Here is a 20,788-nt window from a genome sequence, read left to right as displayed (position 1 = left end):
TTTGCCGGGACAACCATTCCGTTATCCCGAACTATAGACCATGGACCCGCTCTGCCCAGCGACCCGGTTCTGTCAACAGCGATGAGACACCGGACAAGCGTCGCTGTCCCGCTCCCACTGGATGGTGACGTGGTTGATGTTGAAGTCATGGCGCAGCTTGCCTTCCAGGGTTTCCAGCAGGGCGTCGTCGGAGGCCGGGTCCGGCTTGACCAGATGGGCGGTCAAGGCGTTTTCGGTGGTGCTCATGGCCCATATGTGCACGTGGTGGACGCCTTCCACGCCCGGCAGGTCATTGAGCACCGTGTGGACCTCATCCGGGTCGATACCGGAAGGTACGGCGTCCAGGCTGAGGTTGAGCGATTCCTTGAGCAGTCCCCAGGTGCCGATCAGGATGACGGCAACGATGGCCAGACTGACGACGGGGTCAATCCAGGTCTGCCCGGTCCACAGGATCACCAGGCCAGCCACCGCGACGCCCAGCGACACACCGGCGTCCGCCGCCATGTGCAGGAAGGCACCGCGGATGTTCAGGTCTTCTTTCTGACCGGCCATGAACAGCATCATGGTCGCAGCGTTGATCACCACGCCAATCAGCGCCACGACGATCACGGTCATGCCGGCCACTTCCGGCGGATTGGCGAAGCGGCGGATCGACTCCCAGGCGATGCCGCCGATGGCGACCATCAGCACCAGCGCGTTGATCAGCGCCGCCAGGATGGTGGTTTTCTTCAGCCCGTAGGTGCGCCATTTGGTGGCCGCACGCTGGGCCAGCCAGGCCGCGCCCCAGGCCAGGATGAGGCCCAGTACATCGCTCAGGTTGTGCCCGGCATCCGCCAGCAGGGCCATGGAATCCGCCAGTACGCCGTACACCGCTTCCACCACGACGAAAAACACGTTGAGCAGAATGCCGATGGCAAACGCACGGTTGTGAGCCATCCCGTGCGCGTGTCCGTGGGCATGGCCGTGATGCGAGTGACCGTGGTGGTGATGGGCGTGAGACATGGAAACGGGCTCCTTGATTGTGGTTGACGCTATTAAAAACCCTGAAGTGGTTACAGGGTCAAGCCATCACACACGTCGGGAGTCAGCGGCCCGTCTTCAGCCCGTCTGTTCTTCGGCACATTCCACGCAAATGGTGGTCTGGGGCAGGATCTTGATTCGCTCGGGGTTGATGAATTCACCGCAGTATTCGCAGATGTCGCCCTCACCTTCTTCAATGCGACGAAGCGCCCGTTCCACCTGTCGTAATTCTTCACGGGCCTCGACATCCAGTCCGTCGACGACTTCATCATTCTGTCGCTGGACGGCCTGCTCGGCGAAATCGGCTTCCAGGGGGCCACCGTCGCGGTGTTGGTGGGCGGAATACTTATCGATGCGCGCTTTGAGTTCATGGCGCAGGTCGGTCAGGAATTCGGTGCGATCGGTCATAGGGGTACCTCGCTCAATCGAGAACCGTACTCTCACTATAGGCGTTTACGTATTAACTGACGCAAGACAATAGTTAGACCGTAAGATTGCCGTTTTGTCCCCCAAGTCGGTCTGTCGCTGGAACTGCGCTAAAGTCATCGGGTAACCATCCCCGTTTTGTGCTCACTGTGCGCATCGCCATGCCAAGGAGTTTGCCCGTGTTCCATCGCCTGCTTCCGATCTGCGGCCTTGTCCCGCTTCTGCTTGTCGGTTGTGCTCACTGGACGCCGGAGCCGGACTCGCCGCCTTCCCTGCCACCCATGCATTCCATCCTGAATACGCCGGTGATCGACGGTGACACGGGCCAGCCCATTACCGTGGAAGCGTTGGCGGCCAAATGGCGGGATGCCGACGTGGTGGTGATTGGCGAGCTGCACGGCCATAACGGCGCGCACCTGCTGGAGGCCCGCATGCAGGCAGCCCTTTATGCCGAGCATCCGGATCAGGTGTTGTCGCTGGAGCCGTTCAACGTGGATCACCAGCCGGAACTGGACCAATACCTGGCCGGCAAGCTGGGCGAAGCGGAGATGATCGAAGACGCCGAAGCATGGGAAAACTACCGGGCGGGCTACCGGCCGCTGGTGACTTTCGCCGCGGAACTGGGCCTGCCGGTGGTGGCCGCTAACGCGCCGACATTGGCCGTCCGCTGCGTGGGCCGGGAGGGTCCGACGGCGCTGGACCGGCTGGATCCAGATCTGCAGGCACTGCTGCCGAAGCAGCCTTTCCTGAGCGACCCGAATTATCGCGAGCGTTTCTTCGCGGCCATGGGCGGCCACGGTAGTGGCAGCGGTGGCGACAATCCGTTAGAGAACCGTTACAAGGCGCAGCTCCTGCGGGACAACACCATGGCGAGTCGCATCCTGCAGGCACTGAAAGCCCATCCCGGCGCCCAGGTGCTGCATGTTACGGGGGTATTCCACAGCGAGGGCCGGCTGGGCACGGTAGCGTTGCTGCAGGCCCGGGATCCGGATCTCAAAATACGAGTCCTGACGCCCGTCACGGTGAGCAATCCGACACATCCCACCTACGGCGCCGACGACCTGAGTGGCGGGGATGCCGTTTACCTGCTGGCCCCGCTGCCGCCGGAATACGTCGATCAGTCCCGCATGATCGACGCGATACGCCAACAGTTCGCGGACGCCCGGGACATGGAATGCCCATGACCGGGCGCCCGTCAGCGCTGCGTTAAAGCCGGGCGCCGGGGATATCGCTGCCGGCTTCGTCCTCCGGGACGATCTCGGTTTCGGCAAGGGCACCGGCGAGCCAGCGCTCCATGGATTCGTGATGGCGCAGCCGCGCCGCGTACTGCTGGGCGCCGTCCGACAGTGGTGTGCCGTAGGTCAGGAAGCGCCAGGCCACCGGCGCGTAGAAGCAGTCGGCGATGGAGAAATCACCGAACAGCCAGGGGCCGTCCTCTCCGTAACGGGTGGTGCAATCGGTCCAGATGCGGTCCACTCTTTCGACATCCGCCTTGGCGGCCTCGGACAGTTCAATCAGGCGACGGGCGCGGCAGTTCATGGGCATTTCCGAACGCAGGGCCGACAGGCCGGAATGCATTTCCGCACAGATCGCCCGCGCATGGGCCCGGGCCCGCAGATCCGCCGGCCAGCCACGGCCGTCCAGGTAGGCTTCGGACACGTATTCGCAAATGGCCAGGGAATCCCAGACGGTCAGACCGCCGTCGATCAGGACCGGCACACGGGAAGTCGGTGAATAACGCCCGAGCCGAACCTTCAGGCCATCCTGCTGGAGCGACTCTTCGATCTCCTCAAATTCAAGACCGAATGCCGACATCAGGAGCCAGGGTCGCAGGGACCAGGATGAGTAATTCTTGTTGCCGATGACCAGTTGCATCATGACCTCCCGTTTCTGATCTGCCGAGTGAGCCCCGACAACAGGCCTAACGCCATCCATGACCGCTGTTGGAGTCGTCTGAATATAGCATTGATCCCTGTCTCAACCCATGGCCCCGGTCGCCGTTTGATGGCCCTCCGATGGGCGCTCGATCTGTGCAGGAAATCGATATGTTCAATTCCGTGGTGGCTTCCTATGCTGATGGTTGAACCCTCAGCAAAAAGGAGATTGCAGAATGGGCGTTCAACCCAAGTGGTTACCCGCATTCGCGCTGGTGATGGCATCCGGACTGGCCCAGGCAACGCCGGCACCCGACGATGCATCGGTCTATTTCATCACGCCCGAGGATGGCGCGACGGTCAGCTCCCCCGTCACCGTGCGGTTCGGACTGACAGGCATGGGCGTGGCGCCGGCCGGCACCGACAAGGCGGACACCGGCCACCACCACCTGTTGATTGATGCGGACGGTCTGCCGCCGAAAGGCCAGCCCATCCCTTCCGACGACCACCACAAGCACTTCGGCGGCGGTCAGACCGAAACCCGACTGGACCTCTCACCCGGCCAGCACACACTCCAGTTATTGATGGGCGACCAGAATCACATTCCCTTCGATCCACCGGTGGTCTCGAAAAAGATCACCATCACGGTGACCGAGTAACGCTGGCCCCCTCAATCCAGTCCGTCAACTGACGGACTGGAGAACCCGGTTTGATGGTGTGGTTTTCCAAGCCGTATTGCTGTCGGCATCGATGCTGTAGCTGTCGGCTTTCACCGTGTCGACAAAGCGCCAGTCGGAACGGGCCTCGTCCGGGGTCAGGGTGAGTTTGAGGTAGCCGCGCTGGTTGGCGTTGCTGTATTCAAGATCGTCGATCAGGGTGACCAAAGCCTCTTCGACCTGGGCGATGCTGTCCGACGGCACTTGCAGATACGTCTCCAACCCAGGCGAGCTGACAGACGCCGTCGCGAATTCCACGCCCACCGCTGTGCCGCCATTACTGGTGTCCAGGTGCAGGTTGTTGGCCCAGGCGTTGTGGGTGTCCCCTGCCAGGACGACCAGATTCTTGTCGGCCTCTTTGAAGATCTTGAGCACCTGCTCCCGCTCGTAGTAATAGCCATCCCAGGCGTCGAGGTTGTAGGGAAGTACGTTCGTGATCCGCGCTTCCTCCTCACTGCTAACTGAATCAGGATACCGCTGCTTGATATCCACCAGTTGCTGAATCGCCTGCACGATCGCCAGCGTATCCCCACTTTCATAAGCCACTAACAGCTCCGCCGGGAACAGCATCCGCCCCATCAGAACCTGCTGTCCGAGTATCTGCCAGCGGGCGTTAGATAGCTGGACTTTATTGCTCAACCAGCTGAACTGCTCGGCCCCGATCATCTCCCGGTTCGGATCTTCGACGTCCGCCTCGAATGCCCCCTCATCAATGCCGCCAGAACCGTCCAGATAATCGTCGTAGTCCAGCTGCTTGTCCCGCGCAATCAACCGGGTATCGAGCATGTAAAGACTGGCGAGGTCACCAAATTCAAAGCTGCGATAGATGGTTTCTGTGTTATCCGCACTGGCCGGGCGCACCGGCATCCACTCGAAGTAGGCCTGGAGCGCCTGCATCTTGCGATCCTGGTAGTCGCCTTCCGTGGAGGGCTGGTGGTTTTCGGCCCCGTTCTCCCAGGCGTCGTTGGCCACTTCGTGGTCGTCCCAGACTGCGATGAGCGGCCAGCGGGCATGCATGGCCTGGCAGTCGCTGTCCGCCCGGTAAAGCGCGTAGCGAGTCCGGTACTCGTCCAGGGTGATTGTTTCCGTGTTGCTGTTGTCGGGCAGCGCGCGGCCGATGGCTTCTGCACCGTCGGTGCCGTACTGACCCTCACCGTACTCGTAGATGAAGTCGCCCAGATGCAGGACCGCATCGAGGTCGGTCTCCTTGGCAATTTCCGCGTAAACGTTGAAATAACCGGCCGGGTAGTTGGCGCAGGAAACGACGGCAAACGCCGCCTGGTCGACGACGCCTTCCGGCAAGGTTCTGGTCTGTCCCACCGGCGACGTACCGGCGTCATTGGACTTGAAACGATAGAAATAGGTGGTGCCGGCAGACAGGTTCAGCACGTCCACTTTCACGGTGAAATCGTTGTCCGCCGTGGTCTGCGTGGTGCCGGAATGCACCAGTTGGTTGAAGTCCTCGTCCTCGGCCACTTCCCAGCCTACGGACATGGCGCTGGTGTTGCCGTCATTCGGGGTCAGGCGGGTCCAGAGCATCACGCGGTCCTGCAGCGGATCGCCGCTGGCTACGCCGTGGTCGAAACTGATCGCGCGTTCACGATCCTCTTCGGTGGACCCGGACAGGCAGCCCGACAGACCAGTGGATACGGCAACCGCGCCGGCACTCAGGGCCGAAACACGCAGGAACTCGCGACGGGTCAAACGCTTCATGACAAATCCTTTTGTAGTGGAGTCTGTTTATTGTGAAGTCTTTTATTCGAGGCCGAACTTACGCTCGAAGAATGACAATCCGATGGCGACCGCTTCCTGCCATAGTTCGCAAAACACAAAGAATACCCAAGCCGTCCCCCGCAAAAACAGTGCCGTATCCGGCGTCAGTCATTGAACCTGACAGGTTGGCACCGCACCAGGACGGCCAACGATGCCCACTTACGCACCAAATCAGTGCGTATATGACCGTCAGGCCAGCCGGAATCCAGCCGCTGACTTCAACGGGCAAGGCGGCCTGCGGGCATTTGGATGAGGTTGGCACTCACTTTGCTCTCTCGTGAGTGTGAGGAATCAAATGGCCAGTCGCCACTGAGGGAGGCGGCAGCGTCCCCGATTCACGACAATCTGACGCAACACCAATAGACAGCTAGGGTTCCGGTCGGCCACAAGCCGACGCCTGGTCCGAGAGCGGTCGACCTTCTTGCAAGGTTACACGGCGGGACAAAAGCCCGGGAGGACAATCAATGGCGCGCTCGCCATCTGATTCCTCTCGCTGCTTTACGAATCACTCGACACCCGCTTGCCAAGGAGGTCACGATGACCCGTAAGCTGTACACAACGATCACCCTGCTCTTCTCTCTCGCGTTCACACCCGTGGCGTTCGCCAAGGACACCTTCAACGTCTGCTGGTCGATCTATGTCGGCTGGATGCCCTGGGGCTATGCCGAGGACTCCGGCATCATCGACAAATGGGCGGACAAGTACGGCATCGACATCAACGTCGTGCAGATCAACGACTACATCGAGTCCATCAACCAGTACACCGCTGGCCAATATGATGCCTGCGCCATGACCAACATGGACGCGCTGACCATTCCCGCCGCCGGCGGCGTGGACTCTACTGCCCTGATCGTGGGCGATTTCTCCAACGGCAACGACGGCATCGTGCTCAAGGGCAAGGACAAGCTCGAGGACATCAGAGGCCAGAAGGTCAACCTGGTGGAGCTGTCCGTCTCCCACTACATGCTGGCCCGCGCCCTGGAAACCGTCGGCATGACCGAGCGTGACCTCACCGTGGTGAACACCTCCGACGCGGACATGGTCTCCGCCTACACCAGCGACGACGTCACCGCGGTCGCCACCTGGAACCCGCTGCTCAGCGAGATCAAAACCATGCCGGACAGCCACCTGGTGTTCGACTCGTCCAAGATCCCGGGCGAGATCATCGACCTGATGGTGGTGAACACCGATGTGCTCAAGGACAACCCCAAGCTGGGCAAGGCCCTGACCGGCGCCTGGTACGAGATCATGGGCAAGATGCAGGGCGACAGCGATGAGGCGATCAAGATCCGCAAGGCCCTGGCCGACGCGTCCGGCACGGACCTGACCGGCTACGACAGCCAGCTGGACAGCACCCGCATGTTCTATGACCCGGCCAAGGCGGTGGCCTTCGTCAACGGCACCGAGCTGAAAGAGACCATGCAGAAAGTGGCGGAGTTCTCCTTTGAGCACGGCCTGCTGGGTGAAGGCGCGCCGGATGCCACGTTCATCGGCGTGGAAACACCGGCCGGCACCTATGGCAACAGCGGCAACACCCAACTGCGCTTCACACCGGACTACATGAAGATGGCCGCGGACGGCGATCTCTGATCCCGCACCTCTGAACCGGCCGGTCCTTCGGGACCGGCCGTCATGAACCCGACGCCGGAACCTGTCCCATGAAGAAACTGATCAACCGACATCCGGGCATCGTGAGCCGCTGGGCGCTGGGATTGCTGCCCTTCCTGCTGATTGCGGTGATCTACACCGCCGCCTCGACCGCACGCCTGGAAGAGAATCCCAACGACAAGCTGCTGCCATCGGCCAGCGCCATGGCGGACGCCATGCACCGGATGGCTTTCGAGCCCAGCAAGCGGACTGGCGATTACGTGCTCTGGACCGACACCGCCGCCAGCCTGCAACGCCTGGCCATCGGCGTCGGCCTGGCCGCCCTGGTGGGTCTGGTGTTCGGGATCGCCAACGGCGCCATTCCCTTGTTCCGGGCCGGGCTGTCGCCGTTGATCACCGGGATATCGCTGGTGCCGCCCATGGCGATGTTGCCCATCCTGTTTATCGCCTTCGGCCTGGAAGAGTTGGCCAAGGTCATGCTGATTTTCATCGGCATCACGCCCTTCCTGATCCGCGACCTGCAACAGCGCACCGAGGAAATCCCGGAAGAGCAGATCATCAAGATGCAGACCCTCGGCGCCAACACCTGGCAGATCATCGTGCGGCTGGTCTGGCCCCAGATCATGCCCCGCCTGATCGCCGCCGTGCGCCTGTCGCTGGGTTCGGCGTGGCTGTTCCTGATCGCCGCCGAAGCCATCGCGGCCACCGACGGGCTGGGCTACCGGATCTTCCTGGTGCGGCGTTATCTCGCCATGGACGTGATCCTGCCCTACGTGGTCTGGATTACACTGCTGGCGTTTGTCATCGACCTGGTGCTGCGCCGCTACTCCGCCTGGCGCTACCCCTGGTTCCACGGCCGCACCGCCTGAGGAGGACAACGATGGCAACGCTTGAACTGAAAAGCCTCTGGAAGGAATACGGCGACGACGTGGTGCTCGAACGCCTCAACGCCACCGTGGAAACCGGTGAATTCGTCACCATCGTCGGCGCCTCCGGCTGCGGTAAGACCACGTTCCTGAAAATGCTGCTGGGTACCGAATCCCCCACCCGCGGAGAGCTCTTGCTCGATGGCAAGCCGATCCCGGACGAACCGGACGAGACCCGCGGCATCGTGTTCCAGCGCTATTCCGTGCTGCCCCACCTGACCGCCGAGCGCAACGTGATGCTGGCCGGCGAGCTGGAGTCCAGCCGCTTCCTGGGCCACACCTTTGGCCGGATGCGTCTGGCCCTGCGCAACGAGGCCCGGCAGATGCTGGAAGACGTGGGCCTCGGCCACGCCATGCACAAGTACCCGCACGAGCTGTCCGGCGGCATGCAGCAGCGGCTGGCCATCGCCCAGGCGCTGATGAAGAAGCCCCGCATCCTGCTGCTGGACGAGCCCTTTGGCGCGCTGGACCCCGGCATCCGCCGGGACATGCACAAGCTGGTGCTCAAGCTGTGGCGGGAACAGAACCTGACCGTGTTCATGATCACCCACGACCTGGAGGAAGGCTTCTTCCTCGGCACGCGCTTGTGGGTTTTCGACAAGGACCGGCTCGACCCGCAGGCCCCGGGAGCCTATGGCGCCCGCATCACCTACGACCTGCCGGTGGGCCGGGACGACGCCCACACACTGGATTCGATTGCGGACCGGGTGGACTCCACCGCCCGGGCCCTGAACGACTGATCACGCACGAGGAGAGACACGATGAGCGACGCGCTGATCTACAACACCACGCTGCCGGGCGGCCATCACTGGTCGTTCCGCATGCGCCGCGGGACCCGCCTGCGCCTCACCGATCTGGACGGCGGCGCCAACGTGGCCCTGCTGTTCTACAACCCGGAAAACCTGCTGGAGCGCTACAACGCGCCGGACACCCTCAAGGGCCAGCACACGTTCAAACTGACCCGCGGCAACTGCCTGTATTCCGACATGGGCCGCAGCATGGCCTCCATCGTCGAGGACAGCTTCGGCTGGCACGAGACTGTCTGCGGCAACCTGAGCGACGCCGCCTGCCTGAAAAAGTACGGCGAGCACGGCTACCAGGAAAACCGCAACGACTGGTTCCTCAGCGGCGAGCAGAGCTTCCTGACCGAGCTGGCCAAATACGGCCTGACTGAGCGGGACATGGCTGCCAACCTGAACCTGTTCTCCAAGGTGTACACCGACGACGCCGGCAACCTGGCCTACGACCCGTCGGCTTCCGAAGCCGGCGCCCAGGTGACCCTGCGCTTCGACATGGACACGCTGGTGCTGCTGCACACCTGCCCGCACCCGCTCAACCCGGCCAGCGACTACCCCCGGCACCCGGTGCGCGTCGAGTTCCTCACCGGCGAGCCGATGACGGCGGACGACATTTGCCTGAATCACCGGCCGGAAAACCGCCGCGCCCTGGAAAACACCCGACTTTACTACCTGGATCCGATCCAGAGCCTGGACAACGCCTGAGGAGACCGTCTGATGATTCGAGAAAGCCAACGCCAGATGGACGACGCCCGCTTCCGCCAGGTGGTGCCCGCCGGCGATTACTTCATCCACCGGATCAAGGCCGGTGAAACGTTCCGTATCCTCGACCTGGAAGGCAACCAGGCGGCGGACACGCTGTTCTTCAATGCCGACGAACCGGCCGAGCGCTACAGCTTCATGGACACCACCCGCGAACAGGGCAATGTTTACCTGTCCGCCGGCACGGTGCTGATGTCCAATCGGGGTAACCCGCTGCTGGAGATCGTCGCCGACACCTGCGGCCGTCACGACACCCTCGGCGGGGCCTGCGCCAGCGAGAGCAACACCGTGCGCTACGCGCTGGACAAGCGCTGCATGCATTCCTGCCGGGACAGCTGGATGCTCGCCATCAACCGCCACGACGAGTTTGGCCTGGCCAAGCAGGACATTACACACAACATCAACTTCTTCATGAACGTGCCGGTGACGGCCAGCGGCGGGCTGACCTTCGAGGACGGCATCTCGGGCGCCGGGAAATACGTGGAGCTGGAAGCAAAAATGGACGTCACCGTGCTGATCTCCAACTGCCCCCAGCTCAACAACCCCTGCAACGGCTACAACCCGACGCCGATCGAAGTGGCCATCTGGTCGGCCTGACGACCAGCGACCCGGCTCCCCTGCGAGCCCCGTGAGGGACGACCCTGACGGCCGGATTATTCAGGCGGGACGACCCGCCCGTTCAGGATCACCACCATGTTCAACAAGGTACTGATTGCCAACCGGGGGGCCATCGCCACCCGCATCATCCGCACCCTGAAGGCCCTGAATCTTACCAGCGTTGCGGTCTACGCCGACGCGGACGCCGATTCCCTGCACGTGCGCCAGGCCGACGAGGCCTACCCGCTGGGCACCGGCAACGCCAGCCAGACCTACCTGGACCAGGACAAACTGTTCGCCATCATGCGCGAGGCGGGCGTGGATGCCGTACACCCCGGCTACGGGTTCCTGAGCGAGAACCCGGGCTTCGTGGAACGCTGCGACGCCGAAGGCATCGCCTTTATCGGCCCCACGCCGGACCAGATGCGGGACTTCGGCCTGAAACACACCGCCCGCCAACTGGCGGAAGCGGCCAACGTACCCCTGCTCCCCGGCACCGGCCTGCTGACCGATTGCGACCACGCCCTGTCGGAAGCCAACCGCATCGGTTACCCAGTGATGCTCAAGAGCACGGCCGGCGGGGGCGGCATCGGCATGCAGGTGTGCGCCGACGCCGGCGCCCTGATCAAAGCCTGGGACAGCGTGCGCCGGCTCAGTGCCAACAACTTTGCCAACGACGGCGTGTTCCTGGAGAAATACATCGAGAAGGCCCGTCACATCGAGGTGCAGATCTTCGGTGACGGTGCGGGTCAGGCGATGGCGCTCGGCGAGCGGGATTGCTCCGCCCAGCGCCGCCACCAGAAAGTCATCGAGGAAACCCCGGCCCCCAACCTGCCGGACGACGTGCGCGCGACTCTGCACGATACCGCCGAGCGGCTGATGGCCTCGGTGAATTACCGCAACGCGGGCACGGTGGAGTTCATCGTCGACCAGGCCACCAATGCCTTCTACTTCCTGGAGGTGAATACCCGCTTACAGGTGGAGCACGGCGTGACTGAGCAGGTGTTCGGCGTCGACCTCGTGGCCTGGATGGTCAAACTGGCCGCTGGCGAGCTCACAAACCTGACGGAGTTGGCCGAAGGACTGACACCGCAAGGTCATGCCATCCAGGTGCGCGTTTACGCCGAGGACGCCAACAAGGACTTCCAGCCCTGCGCCGGTCTGCTGACTACCGTGCGCTTCCCGGAAGCGGACGGCGAGGCCACCCGCATCGACCACTGGATCGAGGCCGGTCTTGAAGTCTCCCCGCTCTACGACCCGATGCTGGCGAAAGTGATTGTTCACGCCGCTGACCGGAATCAGGCGCTGGCTGCGCTGGATCAGGCGCTCTCTGAGACGGTCATCGAAGGCATCGAGACCAATCGGGATTATGTCCGCGACGTGCTGGCCGATGGCGTGTTCGCGGATGGCCTGATGACCACCCGCTACCTCAATGATTTCCTTTTCAAACCCGCCACGCTGGATGTGCTGGCTGCGGGCACGATGACCACCATCCAGGACTATCCGGGCCGCTCCGGCTACTGGCCGGTCGGCGTACCGCCCTCCGGCCCCTTCGACAGCCTCAGCTTCCGGCTGGGCAACCGGCTGCTGGGCAATGATGGCTCGGCAGCAGGTCTGGAATTCACCCTCAACGGCCCCACCCTGCGCTTCAATACCGACACCGTGATCGCGCTGACCGGCGCCGATATGCAGGCCACGCTGGATGACGAGGCCGTTGAGCGATTCTGCGCCGTGGCGGTTCAGGCCGGGCAGACCCTCAAGCTGGGCAAGGTGCAGGGCCAGGGTGCCCGCGCCTACCTGGCCATCGGCGGCGGCATCCAGTGCGAGCCGTACCTGGGCTCGCGCAGCACCTTCACCCTGGGTCAGTTCGGCGGCCATGGCGGCCGGGCCCTGCGCACCGGTGATGTGTTGCACCTGTTGCCGGAGCAGACGACGTCATCCGAAGCGCTGCCGACATCGGTCCGACCGGCGCTGAACGATCGCTGGACCATCCGGGTGACCTACGGGCCCCACGGCGCCCCCGACTTCTTCACCGAGAACGACGTCGAGACCTTCTTCGCCACCGACTGGCAGGTGCACTACAACTCCAGCCGCACCGGCATCCGCCTGGTGGGCCCCAAGCCGGAATGGGCACGACGGGACGGCGGTGAAGCGGGCATGCACCCGTCCAACATCCACGACAACGCCTACGCCATCGGCACCGTCGATTTCACCGGGGACATGCCGGTGATCCTGGGGCCGGACGGGCCGTCACTGGGCGGTTTCGTGTGCCCGGTGACCACCATCAAGGCGGACCTGTGGAAGCTGGGTCAGCTCAAGGCGGGCGATCGAATCCGCTTCCAGCCAGTCAGTCTGGACGACGCCGACCGGTTAGCGGTCGAGCAGGATCATGCCATCGACAACCTGGCGCCGGCGACGACGGAGGTGAGCGATCACCGACCGGCAACGCCGGTCCTCAAGCGGCTTGATGCCGACCAAGCGGGGGTCGACGTGGTGTATCGCCCGGCCGGCGACCGCTACCTGCTGATCGAATACGGCCCGCTGGAACTGGACCTGCGTCTGCGCTTCCGGGCCCACGCGCTGATGCTGTGGCTGGAGGACCAGGCGCTGGACGGCATACTGGAACTGACGCCGGGCATCCGGTCGCTGCAGGTGCATTTCGATCCCGCCTTGCTGCCCCGGGCCAAACTACTGGCGACACTGGAAGCGGCGGAGGAACACCTGCAACAGGAGAAAGATCTGGAGGTGCCGTCCCGCATCATCCACCTGCCCCTGTCCTGGGACGACGAAGCCTGCCGGCTGGCCATCGAGAAGTACATGCAGTCGGTGCGCACGGACGCCCCCTGGTGCCCGAGCAACATCGAGTTCATCCGCCGCATCAACGGGCTGGAGAGCATCGATGAGGTCAAACGCATCCTGTTCGAGGCCAGTTACGTGGTGATGGGCCTGGGGGACGTGTACCTGGGCGCACCGGTGGCTACGCCCTACGACCCGCGCCACCGGCTGGTGACCACCAAGTACAACCCGGCCCGCACCTGGACCGCGGAAAACTCCGTCGGCATCGGCGGCTCCTATCTCTGCGTCTACGGCATGGAAGGCCCGGGCGGCTACCAGTTCGTGGGCCGGACGATGCAGATGTGGAACCGGTATCGCACGACAGAGGCCTTCACGCAGCCCTACCTGCTGCGCTTCTTCGACCAGATCCGCTTCTACGAGGTCAGCGCCGAGGAACTGGTGCAGATCCGTCGGGACTTCCCCAAGGGCGACTACCCGTTCCAGGTCGAGGAGACCACGTTCAGTCTCAACGATTATCAGGCGTTTCTTGAGGAGAACGCCGCGGATATCGACGCGTTCACGGCTGATCGCAACGCGGCTTTCGAAGAAGAACTGGAGCGCTGGGTCGCCAGCGGCCAGATCCACTTCGAGTCCCAGCAGGATCTGGCGGAGCACGACAGCGACGGCCTGCCCGAAGGCACCCCCGTAGAATCGCCAGTGGCGGGCAGCCTGTGGAAGCTGTGCGTGGCCCAGGGCGAGTCGGTGACCGAGGGTCAGACGCTGGCGATCCTGGAATCCATGAAGATGGAGATCGAGATCCCCGCACCGGCGGACGGCACGGTCCTGGCCATCGCCCGCGCCGAGGGCCAGCAGATCAACGCCGGGCAGGCCTTGATGGTGCTGGAGGCGTAGGTATCAGGAGAGTGCGGGAATCTCCCGCACTCTCCTGGGGATCGCTTCGAGACGGTTTTTCAATTCGTCCTGCAAATCGTTAAACAATGCAATTATTTGTTCAAAACAGGGTGCCATACTCAATGGCGCCTGATAGCTTAGACGACAGGGATTTCCCTACTCACACAAGGACGTTCGACTGAAACGTTCGACCCTATGTCGTTGATGCTGCCATTCCGTATTCTGTTACGGAAAACTGCCCTGGTATGGGCATTGATGTCGCTGGCCACCTGCGGTGCTGCCAGCCCATCGACCATAAAGCTGACCAGCGGCACGTGGGCGCCTTATCTTGAAGAGACGCCGTCACGTGGCATTATCGGGCAAATCATCGATGAAGCGTTCGCCGAGGAAAACGTGACCGTTCGCTGGGGATTCTTCCCCTGGGCGCGTTCCTACAGGCTGGCCCAAAAAGGGCTCTGGGATGGATCTGCCGCCTGGGCCTGCACGCCCGAACGGGCCCCCTACTTTTACTTCAGCGATCCCATCATCCCGGTCAGGCTGGCCTTCTTTCACCGCCGTGACAAGCCGATCGACTGGACGACCCTCGACGATCTGCGAGGTCTGCGCATCGGCCTGTCCCGGGACTATTATTACGGCAGTACCATCAACCAGGCGATCGCCGACGGTATCCTGGAAGCGGACGTGGCCCGGTCCGACGTCATCAACTTCCGTAAACTGCTGGCCGGTCGCATCGACCTGTTCCCCATTGATGTGGCCGTCGGTCGCCGGCTGCTGGTTGAGACGTTCAGCAAGGAGGACATCGAGCAACTGGCGGTGCATCCCCACGTTGTTTACGCCACCCAGCTTCGTCTGTTGCTGTCACGACAGATCCCGGGCAACGAGGCACGGATGAAGCAATTCAACCTGGGGCTGCAACGTCTGAACGCCCGGGGCCGGGTGGACGCGATCATGGCGGATGCCGCCAAGGACCTGCCCTACCCGGTCACGCTTTACGGCGACGGCCCGGACCCAGCCGAATGCGACTTTGCCAGGGCGTCGACACCCGCACCGGTCAACCCAACCGAAACGGGCGACATCCAGTAACCCGAACGAAGCGATCCTGGCACGCGCTGTCCTATCACGGCGACGGACAGATCGGCGTATCCAGACGTTTGATCCACACCGAAACCAGCGCCAGGCCTTCCTCATGCACCACGGTCCGCCCCAGCTCGGGCATCAAATCGCCGGGCTGCGTCGAGGCCATTCGGTAGTGCAGTATCGAATTCTCAATGTCACCCGGGACAATGTCATAGGGAAGGCCGCTCAACGCGTAGGTGGTCGGTTGTTTGCAAAGGCCCCGCTGGGTCGGCTCGTCGTGGATGTCGCGCCAGAACTCCATATACAGCCCGGTGTTGCTGGCACTGCCTTGCGGTCGGTGGCAGTGAGAGCAGTTGATATCCAGATAGCCCGTCGCCAGCTGGGTCAGCTCTGCATCGGACTTGCCGGCCAGCAGCGAGGCATCGCTGTCGTGATAAGCCGGCACCGTCTGGATGGAAGAGAGATCGACGGGAACGCCGGTCAAAATGCCCTGCTTTACCCAGTAGTCGAGCTCATTGTCCGGGCCAGAGGCATAATCCAGCGCCCGGTTCAGCAGCCTTGCTTTGGGCCCGATGGGGCTGATCGTACTGCCTTCCCCGTTAACGGCATTGTATTGATGGCATTGCTTGCACTGGTTTTTGTCGGGGACCCGGTAATCGATATCCAGCTGCACACCATTATGGACCGTCGTGACCGGAACCACGCCGCCAGCAATCTGCAGTTCAGCCTCCGAGAAGTCGTCATTCCAGATATAGGGCAGACCCACCCAGCCTTTCTCCCGATGAATCAGCAGGCGGGTTTCGATCAGGCGCTCGTCCAGCCCGCTGGCGTCGAAGCCGCGGAAAGCGGTGTCGGCCGGCATGGAGAAGGTCTTGACCAGAACCGTGCCGACCGGGAAATCAAACGCCTCATGCTCGGTATAGGCGGCGGCCCGACCTTCCGGTACGAACACGAACCGGTACTTGCTGGCGTAGTCGGAGAAAAGGGGCGTCGTCAGGTCGTAGGCAATCCCACGGCCATTCGGGTTGGCCGTGGGATTGGCGGCATCCGCAAACAGTCGATAACTGCTCAGGTGTCGGCAATTCGCCGTTTCCAGCGCGACCTGATTGATGGCGCCGCTTTCCTGGCCACAGTCGCCGGATTCCGGTCCGTGTGAGGGCTGGCTGTTATCCTCCGAAGCGGCGCTGCCCCCTCCACCACAGGCCGAGAGCCCCATGAGGCACAGCGCGAGCCCCAGCGCTTTGAGAGCAGACGAGGACCGTCTCATACAACGCGCCCTCAGTCGCAGCTATCGGGCGTCATGCTGTTGATCCACTTCCCGATCAGCTCCAGGCCTTCCTCATGCACCACGGTGCGACCCAGCTCGGGCATCAGCTCGCCGGGCTCGGTGGACGACATGCGGTAGTGGAGGATGGAGTTTTCAGCATCTCCGGGCACCACATCGTAGGCCAGCGCGCCGCCGCCAAAGGCAATCGGCTTCTTGCAGACGCCGTGTTTGGTCAGGTTGGTGTCGAAGTCCCGCCAAAATTCCATGTGCAACCCCGTATTGCTGGCGCTGCCTTCCGGGCGGTGACAGTGGGAGCAGTTGATATCCAGGTACCCCTTGGCCAGCTGCATCAGCTCCTCATCGGACTTGCCCGCCAGCAATGAGGCGTCACTGTCGTGGTAGGACGGGACCGTCTGGATTGTGTTCAGATCCGAGGGAACCCCGGTCAGGATGCCCTTCGAAATCCAGTGCGACAATTCGTTCTCGGACCCGGACGCATAATCCAGCGACCGGTTCAGCAGCCGGGCTTTGGGTCCGATGGGCGAGATGGCACTCACGTCGCTGCCCGAAGCCTTGTACTGATGGCATTGTTTGCACTGGTTCTTGTCCGGGACGCGGTAGTCGATGTCCAGCTGGACGCCGTTGTGGACGGTGGTCACGGGAACCACACCACCGGCGATCTGTAACTCGGCATCCGAGAAATCGTCGTTCCAGACGTAAGGCAGGCCCACCCAGCCTTTCTCCCGATGGATCAGCAGTCGGGTCTCGATCAGGCGCTCGTCCTGTGCGTTGGCGTCGAAGCCCCGGAAGGCGGTATCCGCCGGCATCGAGAACGTCTTGACCAGCACCGTCCCGACCGGAAAGTCGAACACTTCGTGCTCGTTGTAGGCCGCCGCCTCGGCGTCCGGCACGAAGACAAACCGGTATTTGCTGGCGTAGTCCGAGAACAGTGGCGTGGTCAGGTCGTAGATCACGCCGCGTCCGTTCGGGTTTTCGGTGGGGTTGGACGCATCCGCAAACAGGCGATAGCTGCTCAGGTATTTGCAGTCGGCGTCCTCGAGGGCCGCCTGGTTAATGGCGCCGGAGGTGTCGCCACACACTCCGGACTCTTTGCTGGTGCTGGCCTGACGACCCTCATCGGAACGGTCTCCGCCTCCTCCGCCGCCACAGGCCGCAATCCCGGAGACACACAGCGCCAGCCCCAATAGTTTCAGATCGAATTGAAAACGCTTCATTCCGTCATACTCCTCGGGCCCGGTCCCGCCGTGGGACCGGGCCTTGTCTTACCGAACGATCAGAGCGCGCAGGACGCCGCGCTGGCGTCACCGGACTCGCCCGAATCACAGCCGTACGCTTTGCCGTTGATCGTGGCGGTGGCTGCCGTCAGACGGTTGAGGGGCGTTGCGCAGTTGAGGAGTGTGCTTTGGCTGGCTTCGAACAGGAGCCTGGCCTTAGGCATCATTGATCCGTCAAAGTTGTCTGGATCGGTGGCACTTGTGCCGTACACCTGGCCAAAGCTGACATCACTGTTGTTCTCTGCACAGATCATGTCTTCAGCAGAAAACGGAGCCCCAGCAGTCGCTTCAACCGTGCCGGTGTTCGCCAGCAGCTCACCAAGACCGTCGTAGAGCACAGCCGGGAAGGCGCCGTAATTGGTGACGTACCCGGTAATGATGTCGGCAATCAGCGAGCCCTCAGGTGCTGCACCAGAGTCACTGATGGCGTTATCGTGAATGTGGATATTGCGGGGAACCGGATTCCAGCCGTCGTCGATGACCGGCTTGTAGGTCGGATTGCTGTAATCCAGGTTCTCGTCTGCGAGATAAAACGAGCTGATTGCCACGGATGTGGTCTTGTGGTCACTGATGTCGTTGTTGTAAATCTCGACATCGTTGGTGGACAGCACAATGACGCCGGTGCCCGGTGGAACGATGTGCACGCCCGCCGGGTTGGAGCTGGCGTTGGCGAAGTTCTCCTGGTTGTTGTTGCTGATGTCGTTGTCGAAGACCCGCACGGTGGAGCCATAGTGGCCGTTGCCGATCGGCAGGTCGAACACCAGAATCCCGCCAGTGTTGCCGGTAGCGACGTTGTCATAGACGTCGGCGTGCATGGAGTTTTCGATCTCGATGCCGGCGACGTTTTCCTCGGCCGTGTTGCGCCGCACCACGATGTTTTTCGACTGGCCGACGTAGACCCCGGCATCCGCCGAGCCGCGCACGTAGGAATCTTCGATCAGGATGTTCTCACACTCCACCGGATACAGGCCGTAGGCGCCGTTGTCCTTGTCCAGCACGCCTTCCCAGACGGTGGCGACCGATTGGATGTGGATCCCGTTGGTATCTTTCAGTTTGATCGCGTTGTTGGCCGCCTCGTAAACACCGATGTCCTTGATGATGATATCGACGCCGTTCTCGACCAGGATCCCGTCACCGCCGGTGGCCTCGGAGAAATCCAGGATGGTCTTGCCCTTGCCGTAACCCATGATGGTGATGTTCTTGACCGACTCACCGTCGCCGTCGGAATCCGCATCAAAGGTCAGTTTGTCGGAAATCTTGAAGCGGCCTTCCGGAAACACGATCACGTCGCCGGATTGGGCGTTGATAAAGGCCTCTTTCGCATCCTGGGTCAGGTTATCGGCCGCCAGCATCTTCGCGCCGGCGGGGAACTGCGGACCCGCCGCCTGGTCGGAGCCCTCATCCGAACCGTCACCACCACCTCCGCAGCCGGTCAGCGCCATGGTCGCCATCAACGCGCCGGCAGCCAGCCCTGACTTCAGCCAGTGTTGTCCTGTCATTGTTATCCACTCCTTATTGTTATCGTCGTGGAACCGGCCCCTATCACGTTTTATTGGGCGGGCGGTTCGCGCCATCCCGTCACTGCGTCACTGGAAGTGCCGGGACGTCATCACCATAAGGAAGCGGCTGGACAGTGGGCGAGCAGAAGCGGCGTGCAGATCGCGAGCGCGACTGTGCAATTCCTGAAATCCCTTGCGTGCCAAGGGCGACAGCAGCCCTGGCGCGGGTCACAAATCGATGTGCAATTCCTGGAATTGAAGGAATGACTCAGGCGGGATCGAGCGTACTCTTGAGACCTTCGCCGGCCTCACCCTGGCGATAGGCGGTCGGGGTCACGCCCTGGATTTCCCGGAATGCCCGATTGAAGGAGCTCAGCGTCCGGTAACCCACATCGAGGGAAATATTGAGCACCGGGGTGTCCGGTTCGCGCCGCAAGCGGCTGGCGGCCTCGGCAATCCGCAGCTGATTGATATAATCGTTGAAATTGCGGTAGCCGAGCGTGCGATTGATCACCCGCCGCAGCCGGTACTCGGGAATACCCGCCTCGGCCGACAGCATCGCCAACGTCAGCCGCTCGGTGCGGTAATAGCCAGCGGCCATGGTTTGGGCCAGGGCGATGGCGTCGGCATCCTGCTCCGGATCCTCCGGCTTACCCGGTACCGCCTCAACCGACGCAGGCGGTGTTGGCTCGGTCTCTCCGCTGGCCACTTCCAGTACACCCTGGCGTCCGTGGATCAGACAGACGGCGGTCAGAAACGCTGCCACACCGGTGACCAGTCCCGGCGTCAGCTCGCTGGAAAGCCCGGTATTCATGGATACCGCGGCCCAACCCACGGCACCGCCCACCACCAGCAGGACCAACAGCCGTGCCCGTCGGCGGGCTTCCACCAGATCGTCGCGCCAGTGGGAGACGACATGCCAGAACCCCCGCAACACGATGACGTATTCCAGATAGCGCCCCAGCGTCCAGCCAAAGAATACCGCCGGCCCCATCGGCGCGTCCGGTGTCACGAACGGCCGGGCAATGGCCGGTGCCAGAAACGTATACAGCGCCATCGCGGCCCAGGGGCTGAGCAGTCGCGGGCGCCGGGCAAACGTTATTTCGCAGAGCAGCCAGAACAGGCCCGGCAACGCCGTCTGCAGGTCGGATGTGAGCCAGTGCCAGCCGCGCGGCATCAGCGGGTCGATCAGGAAGGCAAACGAGGTCAGCACGATCATCAGGAACACGCGCCCCATCCGGGAATGCCGGAAGTCGCGCACGAGGATCACACACAGCAGAGAAAGGCAGCCAAGGCCGAAGCCGGTCAGCAGATGCACGGAAATCGCCTTTGTATCGTTGTTGTCAGCGTGAAGTTATGAACAGCAATTCAGGCCTTATCTTAATCCCGATTTGAAACGGTGTCGCCTCGCAATGTCACTCCCACCGGCTACCCTTAAGCAGAGAGCCCCACTTCCATAGCTGG

At 62.4% G+C, this 20,788-nt stretch carries 17 protein-coding genes and 1 riboswitch; of the genes, 9 read left to right on the top strand and 8 right to left on the bottom strand.

The window, feature by feature from the left end; genetic code table 11:
• Positions 1-72: 72 nt before the first annotated feature.
• Together JL474_RS14570 and JL474_RS14565 are read right to left on the bottom strand one after the other, a co-directional pair.
• Positions 73-1,002 (bottom strand): cation diffusion facilitator family transporter, encoded by a 930-nt coding sequence (locus tag JL474_RS14570; protein ID WP_123635234.1) that lies wholly within the window; start codon positions 1,000-1,002, stop codon positions 73-75.
• Positions 1,003-1,098: 96 nt separating this feature from the next.
• A complete protein-coding gene (locus JL474_RS14565; RefSeq protein ID WP_123635235.1) occupies positions 1,099-1,428 on the bottom strand; it encodes a TraR/DksA family transcriptional regulator in 330 nt (109 codons plus the stop codon).
• Positions 1,429-1,625: 197 nt separating this feature from the next.
• Here JL474_RS14565 and JL474_RS14560 point away from each other — a divergent pair, with 197 nt between their 5' ends.
• A complete protein-coding gene (locus tag JL474_RS14560) occupies positions 1,626-2,630 on the top strand; it encodes a ChaN family lipoprotein (RefSeq protein ID WP_328797827.1) in 1,005 nt (334 codons plus the stop codon).
• 22 nt (positions 2,631-2,652) lie between these two features.
• Here JL474_RS14560 and JL474_RS14555 read toward each other — a convergent pair whose 3' ends face one another.
• Positions 2,653-3,324: a glutathione S-transferase family protein gene (locus JL474_RS14555; RefSeq protein WP_236012269.1), complete on the bottom strand. Its 672-nt coding sequence runs from the start codon at positions 3,322-3,324 to the stop codon at positions 2,653-2,655.
• 232 nt (positions 3,325-3,556) lie between these two features.
• Here JL474_RS14555 and JL474_RS14550 point away from each other — a divergent pair, with 232 nt between their 5' ends.
• Positions 3,557-3,979 carry a DUF4399 domain-containing protein gene (locus tag JL474_RS14550; RefSeq protein ID WP_203142618.1) on the top strand — a complete coding sequence of 141 codons (423 nt, stop codon included), beginning with the start codon at positions 3,557-3,559 and terminating at the stop codon, positions 3,977-3,979.
• A gap of 24 nt (positions 3,980-4,003) precedes the next feature.
• Here the strand turns inward: JL474_RS14550 and JL474_RS14545 are convergent, their stop codons facing one another.
• On the bottom strand, positions 4,004-5,749 hold the full coding sequence (locus JL474_RS14545) for an alkaline phosphatase D family protein (protein ID WP_203142617.1): 1,746 nt from the start codon (positions 5,747-5,749) through the stop codon (positions 4,004-4,006).
• A 416-nt stretch (positions 5,750-6,165) separates the two neighbouring features.
• Positions 6,166-6,267, top strand: a riboswitch (guanidine-I (ykkC/yxkD leader).
• Between the two features lie 79 nt (positions 6,268-6,346).
• Here JL474_RS14545 and JL474_RS14540 point away from each other — a divergent pair.
• The 7 genes from JL474_RS14540 (at position 6,347) to JL474_RS14510 (ending at position 15,269) form a co-directional block, all read left to right on the top strand.
• Complete coding sequence (locus JL474_RS14540; protein WP_203142616.1) at positions 6,347-7,399, top strand: putative urea ABC transporter substrate-binding protein; 1,053 nt, start codon at positions 6,347-6,349, stop codon at positions 7,397-7,399.
• Positions 7,400-7,467: 68 nt separating this feature from the next.
• Positions 7,468-8,286 (top strand): ABC transporter permease, encoded by an 819-nt coding sequence (locus JL474_RS14535; protein ID WP_203142615.1) that lies wholly within the window; start codon positions 7,468-7,470, stop codon positions 8,284-8,286.
• An 11-nt stretch (positions 8,287-8,297) separates the two neighbouring features.
• Complete coding sequence (locus JL474_RS14530; RefSeq protein WP_203142614.1) at positions 8,298-9,083, top strand: ATP-binding cassette domain-containing protein; 786 nt, start codon at positions 8,298-8,300, stop codon at positions 9,081-9,083.
• A 21-nt stretch (positions 9,084-9,104) separates the two neighbouring features.
• On the top strand, positions 9,105-9,845 hold the full coding sequence (locus tag JL474_RS14525; protein ID WP_203142613.1) for an urea amidolyase associated protein UAAP1: 741 nt from the start codon (positions 9,105-9,107) through the stop codon (positions 9,843-9,845).
• A gap of 9 nt (positions 9,846-9,854) precedes the next feature.
• Positions 9,855-10,499 carry an urea amidolyase associated protein UAAP2 gene (locus tag JL474_RS14520; protein ID WP_236012288.1) on the top strand — a complete coding sequence of 215 codons (645 nt, stop codon included), beginning with the start codon at positions 9,855-9,857 and terminating at the stop codon, positions 10,497-10,499.
• A 96-nt stretch (positions 10,500-10,595) separates the two neighbouring features.
• Complete coding sequence (uca, locus tag JL474_RS14515; RefSeq protein ID WP_203142611.1) at positions 10,596-14,186, top strand: urea carboxylase; 3,591 nt, start codon at positions 10,596-10,598, stop codon at positions 14,184-14,186.
• 255 nt (positions 14,187-14,441) lie between these two features.
• A complete protein-coding gene (locus JL474_RS14510; RefSeq protein ID WP_203142610.1) occupies positions 14,442-15,269 on the top strand; it encodes a substrate-binding periplasmic protein in 828 nt (275 codons plus the stop codon).
• 34 nt (positions 15,270-15,303) lie between these two features.
• On the opposite strand, the gene JL474_RS14505 is transcribed toward JL474_RS14510, so the two are convergent.
• The 4 genes from JL474_RS14505 to JL474_RS14490 all read right to left on the bottom strand — a co-directional run bounded on the left by JL474_RS14505 (position 15,304) and on the right by JL474_RS14490 (position 20,642).
• Positions 15,304-16,530, bottom strand: coding sequence for an SO2930 family diheme c-type cytochrome (locus JL474_RS14505; RefSeq protein ID WP_203142609.1), 1,227 nt, complete (start codon positions 16,528-16,530; stop codon positions 15,304-15,306).
• Positions 16,531-16,541: 11 nt separating this feature from the next.
• The gene (locus JL474_RS14500; RefSeq protein WP_203142608.1) at positions 16,542-17,765 is read right to left on the bottom strand and encodes an SO2930 family diheme c-type cytochrome; all 1,224 of its coding nucleotides are present in this window, start codon (positions 17,763-17,765) and stop codon (positions 16,542-16,544) included.
• A 59-nt stretch (positions 17,766-17,824) separates the two neighbouring features.
• The gene (locus JL474_RS14495; protein ID WP_203142607.1) at positions 17,825-19,324 is read right to left on the bottom strand and encodes a parallel beta-helix domain-containing protein; all 1,500 of its coding nucleotides are present in this window, start codon (positions 19,322-19,324) and stop codon (positions 17,825-17,827) included.
• 268 nt (positions 19,325-19,592) lie between these two features.
• Positions 19,593-20,642, bottom strand: coding sequence for an AraC family transcriptional regulator (locus JL474_RS14490; RefSeq protein WP_328797826.1), 1,050 nt, complete (start codon positions 20,640-20,642; stop codon positions 19,593-19,595).
• Positions 20,643-20,788 lie beyond the last annotated feature (146 nt).

It is taken from the genome of Marinobacter mangrovi, from assembly GCF_016798325.1.
GTDB lineage: Bacteria > Pseudomonadota > Gammaproteobacteria > Pseudomonadales > Oleiphilaceae > Marinobacter_A > Marinobacter_A mangrovi.
The sequence above is the reverse complement of the archived record's forward strand: the minus strand, read 5'-3'. Positions and strand labels throughout refer to the sequence as shown.

What these genes read in the sequence shown, in the direction of transcription:
- JL474_RS14495 (WP_203142607.1), bottom strand. Translation starts at nt 19,324, where the DNA reads ATGACAGGACAACACTGGCTGAAGTCAGGGCTGGCTGCCGGCGCGTTG.
- JL474_RS14545 (WP_203142617.1), bottom strand. Translation starts at nt 5,749, where the DNA reads ATGAAGCGTTTGACCCGTCGCGAGTTCCTGCGTGTTTCGGCCCTGAGT.
- JL474_RS14525 (WP_203142613.1), top strand. Translation starts at nt 9,105, where the DNA reads ATGAGCGACGCGCTGATCTACAACACCACGCTGCCGGGCGGCCATCAC.
- uca (WP_203142611.1), top strand. Translation starts at nt 10,596, where the DNA reads ATGTTCAACAAGGTACTGATTGCCAACCGGGGGGCCATCGCCACCCGC.
- JL474_RS14505 (WP_203142609.1), bottom strand. Translation starts at nt 16,530, where the DNA reads ATGAGACGGTCCTCGTCTGCTCTCAAAGCGCTGGGGCTCGCGCTGTGC.
- JL474_RS14555 (WP_236012269.1), bottom strand. Translation starts at nt 3,324, where the DNA reads ATGATGCAACTGGTCATCGGCAACAAGAATTACTCATCCTGGTCCCTG.
- JL474_RS14535 (WP_203142615.1), top strand. Translation starts at nt 7,468, where the DNA reads ATGAAGAAACTGATCAACCGACATCCGGGCATCGTGAGCCGCTGGGCG.
- JL474_RS14530 (WP_203142614.1), top strand. Translation starts at nt 8,298, where the DNA reads ATGGCAACGCTTGAACTGAAAAGCCTCTGGAAGGAATACGGCGACGAC.
- JL474_RS14550 (WP_203142618.1), top strand. Translation starts at nt 3,557, where the DNA reads ATGGGCGTTCAACCCAAGTGGTTACCCGCATTCGCGCTGGTGATGGCA.
- JL474_RS14500 (WP_203142608.1), bottom strand. Translation starts at nt 17,765, where the DNA reads ATGAAGCGTTTTCAATTCGATCTGAAACTATTGGGGCTGGCGCTGTGT.
- JL474_RS14570 (WP_123635234.1), bottom strand. Translation starts at nt 1,002, where the DNA reads ATGTCTCACGCCCATCACCACCACGGTCACTCGCATCACGGCCATGCC.
- JL474_RS14540 (WP_203142616.1), top strand. Translation starts at nt 6,347, where the DNA reads ATGACCCGTAAGCTGTACACAACGATCACCCTGCTCTTCTCTCTCGCG.
- JL474_RS14510 (WP_203142610.1), top strand. Translation starts at nt 14,442, where the DNA reads ATGTCGCTGGCCACCTGCGGTGCTGCCAGCCCATCGACCATAAAGCTG.
- JL474_RS14565 (WP_123635235.1), bottom strand. Translation starts at nt 1,428, where the DNA reads ATGACCGATCGCACCGAATTCCTGACCGACCTGCGCCATGAACTCAAA.